This window comes from Clostridium sp. CTA-6 (assembly GCF_054768115.1).
In genome coordinates this window covers 102,893-118,585 of record NZ_BAAAAU010000004.1, presented here as the reverse complement: position 1 = coordinate 118,585, position 15,693 = coordinate 102,893, and the positions used below count along the sequence as shown (strand labels likewise).

At 26.5% G+C, this 15,693-nt stretch carries 11 protein-coding genes and 1 other annotated feature; of the genes, 3 read left to right on the top strand and 8 right to left on the bottom strand.

Annotation, left to right across the window (positions count from 1 at the left end):
* Positions 1–117 precede the first annotated feature (117 nt).
* Positions 118–480 (bottom strand): hypothetical protein, encoded by a 363-nt coding sequence (locus ACYUDJ_RS07665; RefSeq protein ID WP_003488441.1) that lies wholly within the window; start codon positions 478–480, stop codon positions 118–120.
* A 283-nt stretch (positions 481–763) separates the two neighbouring features.
* Between ACYUDJ_RS07665 and ACYUDJ_RS07660 the strand changes: the two genes are divergently transcribed.
* Positions 764–2,770 carry a fructose-bisphosphatase class III gene (locus ACYUDJ_RS07660; RefSeq protein ID WP_043031309.1) on the top strand — a complete coding sequence of 669 codons (2,007 nt, stop codon included), beginning with the start codon at positions 764–766 and terminating at the stop codon, positions 2,768–2,770.
* Positions 2,771–3,151: 381 nt separating this feature from the next.
* Here ACYUDJ_RS07660 and ACYUDJ_RS07655 read toward each other — a convergent pair whose 3' ends face one another.
* Positions 3,152–4,105, bottom strand: coding sequence for a N(5)-(carboxyethyl)ornithine synthase (locus ACYUDJ_RS07655; RefSeq protein ID WP_003488438.1), 954 nt, complete (start codon positions 4,103–4,105; stop codon positions 3,152–3,154).
* A 258-nt stretch (positions 4,106–4,363) separates the two neighbouring features.
* Here ACYUDJ_RS07655 and ACYUDJ_RS07650 point away from each other — a divergent pair, with 258 nt between their 5' ends.
* Both ACYUDJ_RS07650 and ACYUDJ_RS07645 read left to right on the top strand, forming a co-directional pair.
* On the top strand, positions 4,364–4,984 hold the full coding sequence (locus tag ACYUDJ_RS07650; RefSeq protein WP_003488437.1) for a TrkA C-terminal domain-containing protein: 621 nt from the start codon (positions 4,364–4,366) through the stop codon (positions 4,982–4,984).
* A gap of 372 nt (positions 4,985–5,356) precedes the next feature.
* The gene (locus ACYUDJ_RS07645) at positions 5,357–5,548 is read left to right on the top strand and encodes a hypothetical protein (protein WP_003491632.1); all 192 of its coding nucleotides are present in this window, start codon (positions 5,357–5,359) and stop codon (positions 5,546–5,548) included.
* 288 nt (positions 5,549–5,836) lie between these two features.
* Here the strand turns inward: ACYUDJ_RS07645 and ACYUDJ_RS07640 are convergent, their stop codons facing one another.
* From ACYUDJ_RS07640 to ACYUDJ_RS07615, 6 genes are all read right to left on the bottom strand, one after another.
* Positions 5,837–7,192 (bottom strand): MATE family efflux transporter, encoded by a 1,356-nt coding sequence (locus tag ACYUDJ_RS07640; protein WP_003488435.1) that lies wholly within the window; start codon positions 7,190–7,192, stop codon positions 5,837–5,839.
* 182 nt (positions 7,193–7,374) lie between these two features.
* The gene (locus tag ACYUDJ_RS07635) at positions 7,375–9,729 is read right to left on the bottom strand and encodes an ATP-dependent DNA helicase (RefSeq protein WP_043031306.1); all 2,355 of its coding nucleotides are present in this window, start codon (positions 9,727–9,729) and stop codon (positions 7,375–7,377) included.
* A gap of 588 nt (positions 9,730–10,317) precedes the next feature.
* Positions 10,318–11,595, bottom strand: coding sequence for a serine--tRNA ligase (serS, locus tag ACYUDJ_RS07630; protein ID WP_043031303.1), 1,278 nt, complete (start codon positions 11,593–11,595; stop codon positions 10,318–10,320).
* Positions 11,596–11,673: 78 nt separating this feature from the next.
* Positions 11,674–11,881, bottom strand: a binding site (T-box leader).
* A gap of 109 nt (positions 11,882–11,990) precedes the next feature.
* Positions 11,991–12,785, bottom strand: coding sequence for a Na-translocating system protein MpsC family protein (locus ACYUDJ_RS07625; RefSeq protein ID WP_043031301.1), 795 nt, complete (start codon positions 12,783–12,785; stop codon positions 11,991–11,993).
* A gap of 214 nt (positions 12,786–12,999) precedes the next feature.
* Positions 13,000–15,030 carry a methyl-accepting chemotaxis protein gene (locus ACYUDJ_RS07620; RefSeq protein WP_003488431.1) on the bottom strand — a complete coding sequence of 677 codons (2,031 nt, stop codon included), beginning with the start codon at positions 15,028–15,030 and terminating at the stop codon, positions 13,000–13,002.
* A gap of 35 nt (positions 15,031–15,065) precedes the next feature.
* Positions 15,066–15,650, bottom strand: a complete 585-nt coding sequence (locus ACYUDJ_RS07615) for an HD-GYP domain-containing protein (RefSeq protein WP_042386125.1) — start codon at positions 15,648–15,650, stop codon at positions 15,066–15,068.
* Positions 15,651–15,693 lie beyond the last annotated feature (43 nt).

Sequence of the window (15,693 nt, the reverse complement as noted above, 5' to 3'; positions counted from 1 at the left end):
TCTTTATATTAATTATATGTATTTTAAATGCTGTTTTATTATTACATAATATTCATTATTTATAAATAATTATAACACATTCCCTTAAATTTTTCAGGTTTTAGATACTAAATAAATTTATTTTTTATCTATAACCTTATAATCTGCCTCTACAAATTTACCTTTGTAAAATTCCTTTGATTCCCCATATATTCTCACTTCTCTTTTCACTGCCTTCTGCTTTATAACCTTTCCAGTAAACTTACTAAATTTCACTCCGCCATCTAAGGTTATTCCAGCTATATTTAAAATAGACTTAGTTGTTAATGATCCTACCTTTCCTAATAATCTTCCGCTGACTTTTGCCCCTTTAGCCATACTATTATGATTATTTTTTTTTAAATTTTTATATAAAACTTCACCTGTATTTTCACATATATCTTCAATACTATTTCCTAAAAGATTTCCCGTAGACTTTATAAAATTACTTAATTTATTCATACAAACCTCCTATTTATAATTTATTAATTAAAATTTGATGATTTTTGTTTAAAAACTATATATAATTATTATAATGAAAAGATTTTCATTATTAAACTGTATTTTAACTTTATATTGAATATTTTCATGACTTGTATAAATATATGTTTTCTTATATTATAAAGTATATACTATTTAATACATTTTCAGCAATTTAATGTACACATTATTGTATATATAGCATATTTATATAATTAGTAATATATTATATTTAATTATATATTAATAAAAAAGGAGAAGAACTATGACTTTATATGATGAGAACAACTTACATATAATAAAAGATAATTTAAGATATTTAAAATTATTGTCCAAACAGTACCCTAGTATTTCAAGTGCTAGTTCAGAAATTATAAATCTTCAAGCAATATTAAACCTCCCTAAGGGAACAGAACATTTTATAAGTGATGTTCACGGAGAGTATGAATCTTTTACTCATATGCTAAAAAATGCATCAGGAGTTATTAAAAGAAAAATAGATGATGTCTTTGGAACTTCTTTAAGGGAATGTGACAAAAAAAATTTAGCTACACTAATATACTATCCTGAACAAAAATTAGATTTAATAAAAAAATCTGAAAAAAACTTAGAAGATTGGTACAAAATAACTTTATATAGATTAATAAGACTATGCCAAATAGTTTCTTCTAAATATACTAGATCTAAAGTTAGAAAATCTCTACCTTCTGATTTTGCTTATATTATTGAAGAATTATTAAATGAACAAGGTGATAGAGTAGATAAACAAGAATATTACAACAGTATAATTGAAACAATTATAGACATTGATAGAGCTTCTGAATTTATAATTGCTATATCAAATGTTATTCAAAGATTAGTAGTAGATAAACTTCATATAATAGGAGATATCTATGATAGAGGTCCTGGAGCTGAAATTATAATTGAAGCTTTAAGTAAGCATCATTCTATAGACATACAATGGGGTAATCATGACATTGTATGGATGGGTGCTGCTGCGGGATGTGAAGCTTGTATTGCCAATGTAATAAGAATATCTCTTCGTTATGCTAATTTATCCACATTAGAGGATGGATATGGTATAAATTTATTACCATTAGCTACTTTTGCTATGGATTTTTATAAAGAAGATAATTGTGAAAATTTTAAACCTAGAACTATAGATAAAAATTTAAATGAAACAGATATTAAACTTTTATCAAAAATGCATAAGGCTATATCAATAATTCAATTTAAATTGGAAGGTCAAATAATCAAAAGAAGACCTGAATTTAAAATGGAAGAAAGATTATTATTAGATAAAATAAATATAAAAGAAGACACTTTGAACCTAAACGAGAAAATTTATAAATTAATTGATACTAACTTCCCTACATTAGATAAAGAAAATCCTTATGAATTAAATGAACGAGAAAAAGATTTAGTAGAAAAACTTACAAATTCATTTATTAATAGTGAAAAGTTACAAAGACATATAAAATTTTTATATAGTAATGGAAGTCTTTACTTAAAGTACAACTCTAATTTACTATATCATGGTTGTATACCTTTAAATGAGGATGGCTCCTTAAAAGAAGTAACTCTATGCAACGAAACCTTAAAGGGTAAATCCCTTCTAGACAAACTAGATCGTTTAGCAAGAGAAGCTTATTTTTTTAAGAAAGATCCAGAATCAAAACTATATGGTATGGACATGATGTGGTATTTATGGTGTGGTCCTAATTCTCCTTTATTTGGTAAGAAAAAGATGACCACCTTTGAAAGATATTTCTTAGATGATAAGAATACACATAAAGAAGAAAAAAATCCTTATTACAAATATAGAAATGATGAAAAAATGTGCACAATGATATTTGAAGAATTTGAACTAGATGCTGATAATTCGCATATAATAAATGGACATATTCCTGTAAAAACTAAAGAAGGTGAAAATCCTATAAAAGCTAATGGTAAACTATTAGTTATAGATGGTGGCTTTTGTAAGGCTTATCAGCCACAGACAGGCATTGCAGGATATACATTAATATATAATTCCTATGGATTACTTCTAACCTCTCATGAGCCTTTTAGTTCTATACACAAAGCTATAGTTGAAGGAAATGATATACTTTCATCTACTATAATATTAGAACATGTATCCTCTCGAAAAAGAGTATTAGATACAGATAGTGGTAATGAAATAAAAAAGCAGATACATGATTTAGAAATGCTATTAGTTGCTTACAGAAAAGGTCTTATAAAAGAAGAAAATGAAATAAATATAAGATTTTAAGTAAATTACAACTTTTATCCGATGACTACCCGCTCTAATACTCCCATCTTCTTCAAAGTGGGAATAAAGAGCGGTTACGTCCCTGGATAACGATTTCCCCTAAAGGATAACGACTTCTAAGGAGTAAAACTCCTAAGAATTCTGTTAATAAGCTTCAATGGGAGTAAAAACTCCTTCTGAAACCAAGAACTCTGTTTATAATATAATAAAAAAGACCGCTTGCTTTTTTATAAAATCAAGTGGTCTTTTATATCTTTATACTCCGTAAATAACCGATAAAACATTACCTACCTTTTTATTTTATAGTGTATAGTTTTTACATTAATTAAATACTACACTTAATTATAGGTTTTTTCAGTTTATTATTTATAATAAAATTTTTTATACTATCATTTCCTCTGCTTCTGCAACAACATCTAAATAAAATTCTAATTCTTTGCTGTATACATATTTGCTGAAAGCTTCACTTATAGCCTTACTAGATTGTCTGTAAAATATAGATGGTGAATTATTAACTGCATAATAGTATTTCCCATCTTTATTGTATATAGGATCAGATGCTGTAGTATGCCTTGCACCTTCTATAGCTTTTCCAAGATTAGCTGCTGCATCTATAATTAAACAATTTTTCTTTAATTTCATTTGATCTTCTAAAGTTAGTATATGCTTATTAGGATTATCCATTTCTATTCCATTTATTATTATATCAAATTCTTCCAATTCATCTTTTAATTGATTCATAGTTTTTCTATAAAACATTCTTATATCTGGATTAAATTTAGATATTGCTGAAAAAGCACCTTGAGATACATTGCCTGATCCTAATATGGCAACTTTAGTTTCTGAAGTTGGTATGCTTCCATAATTCATAACTGCATGCATAGTAGATGCATAACCTGCTATATAGCTATTTTTTCTTACAAAGTTAGATGGAATCCAATCCATTGGTATTACATAATTTTTATAATAGATTGAAGGATGAATATTATCTAAATCTACTATAATTAAGTTTTTAGGTATGCCCTGTTCTTCCATAAATGTCTTTCCTGAGCCCTCTGGATGGGTCCAGCCCACTATAATTTGACCTTCTCTTATATGCTGGTAGTCCTGAGGCTTTAAAACCTTTAATGAAAATACACCTTCACAAGTTTTAAATATATCTTCTCGAGAAGCTATAGTACAACCTGCCTTTACATATTCTTCATCTGAAATTCCTAGAGTTTCACCAAAACCTGTCTCTACAACTAGCTCATTGTTAAAACCCTTAACATGTTCTGGTAATAAAGCAACTCTTTTTTCATTTGGATGGTTTGGTATCAAAAATCCTAATTTCATATATTACCTCCTTTATTCATTTTTACAATAACTATAATATTTAATAATATTTATTATAGTTACAACTTTATGGCATATATAAAGTTGTTAAATATCAATAATATTATACACTATACGGATTTTTGTGTCAAAAATATAAAAAATGTTAAATTTAAACTTAGTACTAGTAGCATTAATATTCAAAATATAGTAAGATGTTATAGGGATACCATATATAGTACTCATATTTTTAATTATGCATATTAGGAGGAATCATTTATGAAAAATAGTACTGGTCCTTTATATAAAAATATAGCCTTAGATATAGCTAATCGTATAGTTAGGGGAAAATTAAAAAGTGACGAAAAAATAAGTGGTAGATCTACCTTAGCTAGTATGTATAATGTATCTCCTGAAACTATAAGGAGAGCTGTTGCACTATTAGAGGATATGAGTGTGGTAAAATCTACTAAGGGTAGTGGAATAGAAATATTATCTATATCTGCTGCTGAAAAATTTATAGAAAGAAATAAGTCTAATGTATATCTGGCTACAGTTAAAGAAAATATAGAGGATATTCTTCTTAGAAAAAAAAGATTAGATGAAGAATTGCAAGAGAATTTTAATAAGATACTAGACTTAATGGATCGTTTTGAAAACATTTCCCCTTTTACTTTAATAGAAGTAGCTGTTGAGGAGAATTGTAAATTTATCGGCAAAAAAGTTAATGAAGTTAAATTTTGGCAACAAACTGGTACAACTATGGTAGCCTATAGAAGAGGAAAAGAAATTATAATATCTCCTGGTCCAAATTATATATTTACAGAAGGTGATATTATAGTTGTAATAGGAACTCATAATGTTTACAAAAAAGTTTATAACTTCTTATATGAAATATAAATATCCTTAATTATTTATACATATAAAATACTATCTTTACTATATTTTGTATTAATAATTAAATTATTATATAAATAATATTTAATATGAACAATTTTTAATATTAAATATATAAATATATTAGAAACTTCAAAAAGATTATTTTAAAATAGGTTTAATTTAAATATATCAAAAATTTTAAAATACACTTAATAAAATTATTAAGTGTATTTTTTATCTTTGAAGTATTAAAATTAAATTTTTTTTATTTTTAAATTCAATGTTTTTTATTTATATAAATTCTTGTAAAAATTATTTTTTATTATTACTGTTTAAAGCTTTGCATAATAAATTTTAAAAAGAGAAAACTAATAAAAAAAAGGAGGAATGAATATGGATTTAACAACTAAAGACATTATTAAAAAGAAAATATTAGATGCTCAAGAAAACGTGAGAGACTATCAAATGTACTCTCATAAAATAGATGATAAAGTTGTAGCTGATCTTTTTGGAGAATTTGCAGAAAATGAAGCTATTCAAGCAAAAAAACTTCGTAATGTATTAGACAAATATGACTCTTATTAAACATAAAATTAAAAAAATTATAACTTAACAAACTAAAAATATTCATAATTAAAATAAAAAGTACCTTTAGTAAAAATAACCATCTATAAAAATAAAGAATACTAATATTTGTGTCCTAATATCTAAGCTAAGGCACTGATGTCCCCCATACTAAATAAACATCTTGTTCCTTTTACACTTATATATTAGTACACAAATGAAGTATTCTAATTATTTTTTGATTTTTTAATATAAATCTTTAAATTTAATAAAAATTAATTTGCATATCCATTTTAAAAAATTATATTTTTATATAGCTTCAGATAAATTTACTGTATCCATCTTTTTATATTCCTTTAAAATTAAATATACTAATATAATAAATACTATTCCATCTATTAATGGACTTACAAACCATACAGCACTAATTCCTACTATAGAAGGAAATACTATAATTGCTGGCACAAACAATATGACCTGTCTTAACAAAACCAAAAGGCCAGCATTTTTAGCACTACCTATTGATTGAAAAAATGTTACTCCCATAATAAAGGTTCCTAGCGCTGGGAATAAACTGTACATTATTCTAAAATTAGTAATTCCTTCGTTAACTATCTCCACATCTGTTATCATTAGTGATAATACCTTTTGAGGAAACAGTTCAATAGGTATCCAAAATACACAAGCAAGAATAGTAGCTCCTAGTATAAATATGTTCATGCATTTTTTTACTCTTGGAAATAATTTTGCTCCATAATTTGTTCCAACTACTGGCTGTAATCCTTGGCTCATTCCCCAAAGAGGGATAAAAGATAGTGCTTGGATTCTTAATGTTGCTCCCATTAATATTAATTGATTATTACCGCCATACTTTGCTGCCATTCTATACATTAATGTCTGTTGTATCATACTCATAAGTTGCATCATCATAGCAGATAATCCTACGGAAAATATCTCTGGTAGAAGTGTTTTTTCAATTTGTATTTTATGAAATCTAACATTTTTACTTTTTCTTATAAAGTAAACCATTGTAATAACAGCTTGTATAACTTGAGATATTATAGTAGCTGTTGCTGCACCTTCAATTCCATATTCTCCAAAAGCTGTTATTAAAATAGGGTCTAATATTATGTTCAAAACAGCTCCTATTGTCATAAAAAGCATAGCTTTCTTCATAATTCCTTCTCCACGCATTACCATATTTGCACTTTGAGCAAAATTAACAAAAATTGAGCCTATGAAAATAATACGAAGATATCTTACAGCTAACTCTAAAATTTCTCCTTCGGCCCCAGTTAAAAGTAAAAGTTCTTTTGCAAATACAATTCCTATAACCATGATAATAGTGGAAAATATCAATACTAGGCATAATAAATTCCCCATAATTTTATTTACTGTTTCTTGATCATTTTTCCCTATAGCTCTTGACAAAATAGATGAAGACCCAATTCCTATCAAAGTAGCTATAGCACTATTTAAAAATGTAATTGGATATGCGACTGCTACAGCACCCATAGCATTCTTTCCTATTAATTGTCCAGCAAAAACCCCATCCATAAATGAATATAAACCTATTACTACCATTCCTATAATTGCCGGAATGCATAATTTAAACATCAACTCTTTAGGTTCTTTGTGAAGCAATTCCTCTTTATTCTTATTCATAAATGTACCTCTCCTTTAATTAAACATATAAAAAATTGCTGATATATATAATTTTATTTCTCTCTTACTTATATATGTCTTAATACAATTATAAATGATTATCAATATCAATATCTCCTCCAAAAAATAAAAATGCTCCAAAAATTAAATTTAGAACATTTCATTTCATAATATATATTATATTAATTCCAAAACTCCTTTAAAGCCGTTTCTAACTCTCTCTTATTCTTTACACTAATATTAGGATACCAGTGTTTAGGAAATAGCTTCTTATAGGAATAACTATTAAATCGTTCATCAATAAGTAATATTATTCCTTTATCTATCTCTGTTCTTATTACCCTACCAGCAGCCTGCATAACTTTAGTCATCCCTGGATAAATATATGAGTACTGGAAGCCAGACTGTAATTTATCATCATAATAATTCTTTATTAAATTTCTTTCTACACATATTTGTGGTAATCCTACTCCTATTATTATAGCTCCTATTACTTTATCTCCTGTTAAATCAATTCCTTCTGAAAAAATACCACCTAATACACAAAAGCCTAGTACATTTTCTGTTCCTTTTTCAAATTTATTTATAAATTCTTCTCTTTCTCCATCACTCATAGAAGAATTTTGAACTATAATATTTTCTTCTGGATATTTTTCTTTATATAATGAAAAAACTTCTTTCATATATTTATAAGATGGGAAAAAAACCATGTAGTTTCCTTTTTTAATTTTGCAGGCCATATTTATATAATCACATATATTCTCATAGCTCTTGCATCTATTTTTGTATTTTGTTGAAACATTGTAACCTATTAAAATCTTATGGTTTTCTATTGGGAAAGGGGAATTTAATTTTAAAACATAATCTTCATCCCCTCCCCCTAAAACTTCTCTAAAATATTTTATAGGAGATAATGTTCCTGAAAAAAATATGCTTGCCTTTGATTTTTTCAAAGTTTCATTTAATAAACTTGAAGTATCTATAGCAAAAAGTTTAATTATAAAATCCCTATTGTATTCTTCTCCATAGGTTATATAATTATCTCCATATAATTCACATATCTTTAAAAAATATAAAGCCTCAAAATAAAAATTAAGTAATTCATCATTTATTTGAAAGTTTCCTTTCATCATAAGCACTTCAATCTCTGATGTAAAATTATTTAATAATATTTGTAATTTTTCTGGTTTCTCTTTTTCTATATAATAATTATCTAATTCATAAATTTTTTTTATGTCTAAAAGTTCATTATTTATTTTTCCTAAAATTCTAGATAAAACTTTACTTTTATCTTTAATAGACTTTCTTAAATTTAAAACATTATTTTTAGATATAGCTGAAGAAAACATTTCTCTAGATCTATCTAATAAGTTATGAGCTTCATCTATTAATAATACAAAGTCATCTTTCCCCTCAGAAAAGAATCTTCTTAAATATACCCTAGGGTCAAAAGCATAATTATAATCACAAATTATTCCATCACACCATAAACTTATATCTAAAGAAAACTCAAAGGGGCAAACTCTATGTTTTAAGGCATATTCTTTAATAACAGCTTCATCTATAACATTTTCATTATTTAAAATATCTAATATAGCTTCATTTATTCTATTAAAATGACCTTTAGCAAACTCACACTTCTCTGGTGTACATTTAAATTCCTCTTTAAAGCAAATCTTTTCCTTGGAAATTAAAGTGATAACTTTAAAAGCAATGCCTTTATCTATCATGTTTTTAAAATTACTCAAAACAAAATCTCTTGTAGTATTCTTAGCTGTTAAATAAAAAATTTTATCTACTTCACCTTCTCCAATAGCCTTAATACTAGGAAATATTGTAGAAATAGTTTTTCCTATACCTGTGGGAGCTTCTATAAATATATTTTTATTCTCACTTATAGTTTTATAAACAGATACAGCTAATTTTCTTTGCCCTTCTCTGTATTCTTTAAAGGGAAACTTTAATAATTTAATGTCCCTATTTCTTTCCTGTTTAAATTTATAATTAAACTCTATCCAAACATAATATTTATGTATAATACCATAAAAAAACTCTTCTAATTCCTGTATGTTAAAAGTTTTATCTATACTTTTAATGTTTTCATTTTTAATATTATAATAAGTTAATTTAATATTAATTTTTTCAAGATTTTTATCTTTTGAATAAATATAAGCATAGCACTTAGCCTGAGCCCAATGCAGTAAATTATCTTTAATCTCATCCAAATTTCTAGTTGTAGTTTTAATCTCTTCTATAGTAATAGAGTCATTTTCTATAATAATTCCATCTGCTCTTCCCTCTACATTAAATAAAAAATTTTTATATTCTATAGAATATTTTAATAAAACTTCTTTCTCATACTCCATCATAAGTAAAGGGGTAGCACTTTCCATCCTAATTTTTTGTAATTTTTTATGTGCTTTTATTCCTTCTTGAGCTCTGCTTCCCCCTAGATATCCAATGTCAATATCTCCGTTTCTTAATATAAATTCCACTAAATTTCTAACGGATATATTCACTTCACCCTTGCATTCCATATAAATCAACCTTTTCAATATAGTTTATTAATACAAATTATATCATAAGTTTATATAAACTAATTTTTTATAACAAATTTGCATTTTATTATTTTAAATAAAAATATTATTAACTGAATCTATATTTGATTTTATAATCTTTAGACTTATAACTAAGTTAGCGGTAATATTATAATTAAAGATTTTGTATAAAAAAGCGGAACAAAATCATCATTTTGTAGTTTTCCCTTTCAGTTGGAAATTACTATAACAGCTTTTAAAGTTATTAAAACAAGAACTACTTTTAAAGAAGATAGATATCTAAAAAATAATAAGAATACTTTATTTGTGAACTAATATTTAAGCGTAAAATAAACAGAACGTTTACTTAGCTCTGCAGGACGTGACATTAGAGTGTTAGCTTAAATATTAGGACACAAATATTAGTATTCTTTATTTTTATAGCTATCTATTGAACAAAAGTATTTCTTGTTTTAATTCTCAATCTTTAAAAGCTGTTAAGTCATAATTTCCTTATATTCTAAATTACTCTCCAAACGTTCATTAAGTTTAATTTGGAACCATATATTCTAAAAAAACAGACATTAATTATTTAATGACAGTCATTCCACCCATATATGGTTGTAATGCAACTGGAATATTGACAGAACCATCTGCATTTAAGTTGTTCTCTAAAAAAGCAATTAGCATTCTTGGAGGTGCAACTACAGTATTGTTTAATGTGTGCGCAAAATATTTGCCATCCTCACCATCTACACGAATTTTAAGACGGCGTGCTTGTGCATCACCTAAATTAGAGCAGCTTCCTACCTCAAAATATTTTTTCTGCCTAGGAGACCAAGCTTCTACATCAACTGATTTTACTTTTAAATCTGCCAAGTCACCAGAACAGCATTCCAAAGTTCTTACAGGAATATCCAAAGAACGGAAAAAGTCTACTGTATTTTGCCATAGCTTATCATACCACATTGTACTATCCTCCGGTTTACATACAACAATCATTTCTTGCTTTTCAAATTGATGAATTCGATATACTCCTCTTTCTTCAATACCATGTGCTCCTTTTTCCTTTCTAAAGCAAGGTGAATAACTAGTTAATGTTTGTGGTAAAGAAGCTTCCGGTAATATTGTATCAATAAATTTACCAATCATAGAATGTTCACTGGTTCCAATCAAATATAAATCTTCACCTTCTATTTTGTACATCATAGAATCCATTTCTGCAAAGCTCATAACACCAGTCACCACTTCACTACGAATCATAAAAGGTGGAATGCAATATATAAATCCTCGATTAATCATAAAGTCTCTGGCATAAGAAATCACTGCAGAATGTAGTCTGGCAATATCCCCCATCAAATAATAAAAGCCATTACCAGCAACTTTTCTAGCACTATCCAAATCAATTCCACTAAATTTCTTCATAATTTCAGTATGATAAGGAACTTCGAAATCTGGCACAATTGGTTCGCCATATCGTTGAATCTCCACATTCTCACTATCATCTTTACCGATGGGAACACTTGGATCAATAATATTTGGAATAGTAATCATAATTCTCTTTATTTTTTCTTCCAGTTCACCTTCTCTTTTTTCTAATTCAGCTAAATGATCTGAGGCTGCTGTGACTTGTTTCTTTAGTTCTTCTGCTTCTCCTTTTTTCCCTTGAGCCATTAATCCACCGATTTGTTTTGAAATCTTATTTCTCTTAGCTCTTAAAGTATCTGCTTCTGGTTTTATATTTCTCAGTTCAATATCTAAAGCAATTACTTCATCTACTAACTCCAGCTTATTATACTGAAATTTTTTCCTCATGTTTTCCTTAACAACTTCTGGATTTTCTCTTACAAATTTTAAATCTAACATAGTTTTCCCTCCTACATAAATATAAGTAATATAATAATTTTCAAACTATAAAATAAAAAACTTCCATCTCATATATAAATATGGGACGGAAGTATCCGCGTTGCCACCCAAATTGCTAGTCTACCATAAGAACCAGCCACTCGACAGTAGTAAGATAAAGGGTACTAACCTTTCAGTTTATCACTAGCAGCTCCAAAAGTGGAAAGATTTAACCTTTCACCGATTCTCACCAAACATCGGCTCTCTGAAGAAATTTATAAATCGTAGCTTTTATCAACACTGTTTTTAATCTTTATCAATTATAGATTAATTATATATTCCTCTATGCTTTTTTACAAGTAAAAACTTATTTTGACTTGTAAATTTTCCTTCAATGTATTAATTTCATTATTATATTATTTAAACATATTATTTAAATTTAATTTCATTATAATTCTTTCAGTGTTTTCTATTACATTTATATTTATTTCTGAAATTTCAACAGTAAATCCAATAATATCACTAATCAAATCATTAAATTCTTTTGATACCTGCTCATAAAATACTTCCCTATAATATTCAATCAAAGCCACATTATTGTTATTTTTTATAACTGCTTTTTCCATAGGAGTTAATATATCATAAGTATTAATCTCTATAGTACTGCCACCCCAAAATACCTGAATATCTTTAGGTCCTTTTCTCGTATATTTTTTTACTAAAAAAGAGATTTTTGTTTTTATTTCTTCTGTTATTTTTAGCTTATGTTCTTTACTAAAATTCACAAATTCACATAGACTTCCTTTGTCATTTTTTCTTTTTATAACTTTTTTTAATACATTTTTTATAGCTTCTATAATTTCTTCTTTTTCTATAGGTTTTACAAGGTATTTGTCAATACCAATGTCTACACTTTTTATTATATATTCTATATCATCTACTTCAGTATTAATAATAATTCCACATTCTTGATCATAATCTCTTATCTTTTTGATCATATCTATGCCATTCATGATAGGCATTCTTAAATCAGTAATTACTATATCTGGTCTATATACCTTAAATAATTCAAAGCCTTCTTGGCCATTTTCAGCAATATATAATTTACCTGAAATTTTTTTTAATATTTTTTTTACAATAATTTGAGTTATGGCCTCATCTTCAACGTATAATATTTTAACATTATTCATTACTCGTTCAATAGCATCCATTATTTAACAAGCTCCTTATTTAAACATATTTTAAATAACTTTAATAGATTTTTAGCATATAGTAACCTTTGTTTTGCGCTATAAGAATATCAAATTAATTCTATCAAATATGTATATATTATTCAATTTTTTTGTAAAAATAAAGTTATAAACAATAAGCCAAATATTGTTTATAACTTTATTCTAATTTTATATTATATAGTTTTAAATACTTCTAAATACTTTCAAATTCATCCATTGTATCCACTAATTGTTGGGATATTTCTAAATTCTTTTCATTTTCTTTCAATATTAGTTCATTTTGTTGATTTACATTGCTTATTTTTTCTGCAATTTCACCTGAAGATTCTGCTACTTCTATTACAGATCCAGACATCTCTTCCATACCTCTTGCTATTTGTTCAATAGCTTTAGAAGTTTTTTCTGATAAATTTGAAAAATTCTCAATTAACTCTTTAACAACATTTCCATCATTTTTATACTGTACACTCATATCTATAAGCTTTTTATAATCTCTTAATACATTCTCTTCTATAAGTTCCAAAACAAATTCGGAAGAAGATGAAAGTTCACTTACTGCTTTTAATACAGTCTTAACATTAACTTGAATATTTTCAACTGCATTAGAGGATTGCTCTGCTAATTTTCTTACTTCTTCTGCTACTACTGCAAAGCCTCTACCCTGTTCTCCTGCTCTAGCAGCCTCAATAGCCGCATTTAAAGCTAATAAGTTTGTCTTTTCAGCTATACCTAAAATACTCTCAGCCATTTCAGATATATTTTCTACCACTTGAGCTTCACGAATAGCTTTTTCTAATTTTTCCTTTGAATTTTCATATATTTTTTCCACTTCACTCATTGAACTACAAGCATCTTCATTTACACTTTCTGCCTTTTCCTTAATGTTTATTGCTAAATCAAGTCCTTCTTTTGCTTTTTCCTTAGTAATATTCATATCTTCTTTGACAGAGGCAGTCATAGATGCCATTTCTTCTATTCCAGCTGAAGATTCCTCCATATTAGCAGAAATCTCTTCAGTAAATGCAGTTATTTGTTGTACCTCAGCATTTACCTTATTAAAAGTTTCTTTTGCACAATTACTGCTTTGTAATATATTTTCACTTTCATTTTTTACAGAATTTATGGTTTGATTTAATATATTGCTAGCTTCATTTAAAGCCCTGGCTGTTTCCCCAAATTCATCTTTTCTATTAATAGAATTTTTATATGTTAAATTACATTTTTCTAATTGCTCTGCATGCTCTTTCATTTTAACAAGTGGATCTTTAATATTTTTAGAAATAACATTTGATATTATCATACCTAAAATTATAAATAAGATAGTTGAAATTAGTATTACTATTCTTAATGTGTAAATATCTTTAAATAAATAATTTTTTTCAACAGCTATAGCCATAGACCATTCTGTGCCTGAAACTGGTTCATAGGCCATAAATCTTCTAACATTATTGTATTTATATTCTCCAAAACCATTTTCACCATTAATCATTTTTTTCTGAAAATTTAAAAGTTCTTTAAACTTTGAATCATTACTGTAATTTTTTAAATCATTGCCTCTCTTCAAAACTAAGTTAATATCATCATCTGCTATATAATATCCTTCTTTATTAATTACAAAACCAATTTCTTCTTTATTACTTGATTGTGCATCATTTACTAACTTATTTATATCTTTTATATCTAAAGAACCTATTAAAGCACCTACTACTTTTTTATCATCAGATTTAATAGGTGTAACTACTTTTATTAAAGGAACATTAGTGTTCTTATCTATATCACTATCTATTATAAATGTATCTCCTTTTAATATTCTATTAAAATATTCTTTATTAGATATATTTTCTACTTCATTATTGCTCATAGTATACGCATTACCCTGCAAATTTACTATTTTAAAATTCTTAAATCCCCATGATTTAGCTTCATCTGCTAATTGATACTTTTGATTTTTTAAATCCATAGATTTTATTTCTGGCCAATCGGCTATTATTTGTAATTTATCCTTTGCTTCATTCATTCTATTAGCCAAGATAGTGGATCCATTTTTAGCCTTATTTTCAAGTTGCATTTTAATATTTTTAGTTAGAGCTTTAGAGGCGCTCTTATAGGATACAATTCCTAAAATTCCACAAATCAAAATAATCAAACCCAATATTTGTATATTTATAACACTTTTTACACTTATAAAATTTTTATCCTTAGTACTTTTAAATTTAGACTTCATAAATTTCCTCCTCGTTATATATAGTTACTGACTAATTATATACATAATTGTAAGTTAAAAGAATCTGTATATATATTTTTAACAAATAATTCTAATATTTCAGGATCATATATGTTTTCTTCTTTTACCATAATCTCTAAAGCTGCTTCTCTTGTATAAGCTCTTCTATAACATCTATCTGAAGTTAAAGCCTCATATACATCTGCTATACGAAGTATTCTAGCTGCCATAGGGATAGATTTTCCCTTTAACCCATAATAACCACTACCATCAAAATTTTCATGATGAAATTTTACAACATTACAAATTTCTAAACAATATCCATATTCCCTTAGTATATCAGAACCAAACTGGGTATGTTCTTTTACAATTTCAAACTCACTATGACTTAATTTATCTTTTTTGTTTAGTATATTAGAAGGTATTCTAGCCTTTCCTATATCGTGGTTCAATGCTAATAGAACTAAATTATTACTTTGTTTTGAACTAATCTTCATCAACTCTGCAATTTTTTTCACATAGATAGCAACTCTCTTACTATGTAAAAATATTTCTAAATCTAATTTTTCATCCTTTGATATTTTCAAGGTGTTTGTTGATAAACTACTTAATTTATACATATTATTGCTCCTCCCCATCCCTATAAATTTATAAAAAACAAAA

Bases quoted from the DNA above. Each gene is read 5' to 3' on its own strand.
- ACYUDJ_RS07625 (WP_043031301.1), bottom strand. From the start codon at position 12,785: ATGGATGCTATTGAACGAGTAATGAATAATGTTAAAATATTATACGTT.
- ACYUDJ_RS07650 (WP_003488437.1), top strand. From the start codon at position 4,364: ATGAAAAATAGTACTGGTCCTTTATATAAAAATATAGCCTTAGATATA.
- ACYUDJ_RS07655 (WP_003488438.1), bottom strand. From the start codon at position 4,105: ATGAAATTAGGATTTTTGATACCAAACCATCCAAATGAAAAAAGAGTT.
- ACYUDJ_RS07615 (WP_042386125.1), bottom strand. From the start codon at position 15,650: ATGTATAAATTAAGTAGTTTATCAACAAACACCTTGAAAATATCAAAG.
- ACYUDJ_RS07640 (WP_003488435.1), bottom strand. From the start codon at position 7,192: ATGAATAAGAATAAAGAGGAATTGCTTCACAAAGAACCTAAAGAGTTG.
- ACYUDJ_RS07635 (WP_043031306.1), bottom strand. From the start codon at position 9,729: ATGGAATGCAAGGGTGAAGTGAATATATCCGTTAGAAATTTAGTGGAA.
- ACYUDJ_RS07645 (WP_003491632.1), top strand. From the start codon at position 5,357: ATGGATTTAACAACTAAAGACATTATTAAAAAGAAAATATTAGATGCT.
- serS (WP_043031303.1), bottom strand. From the start codon at position 11,595: ATGTTAGATTTAAAATTTGTAAGAGAAAATCCAGAAGTTGTTAAGGAA.
- ACYUDJ_RS07660 (WP_043031309.1), top strand. From the start codon at position 764: ATGACTTTATATGATGAGAACAACTTACATATAATAAAAGATAATTTA.
- ACYUDJ_RS07620 (WP_003488431.1), bottom strand. From the start codon at position 15,030: ATGAAGTCTAAATTTAAAAGTACTAAGGATAAAAATTTTATAAGTGTA.
- ACYUDJ_RS07665 (WP_003488441.1), bottom strand. From the start codon at position 480: ATGAATAAATTAAGTAATTTTATAAAGTCTACGGGAAATCTTTTAGGA.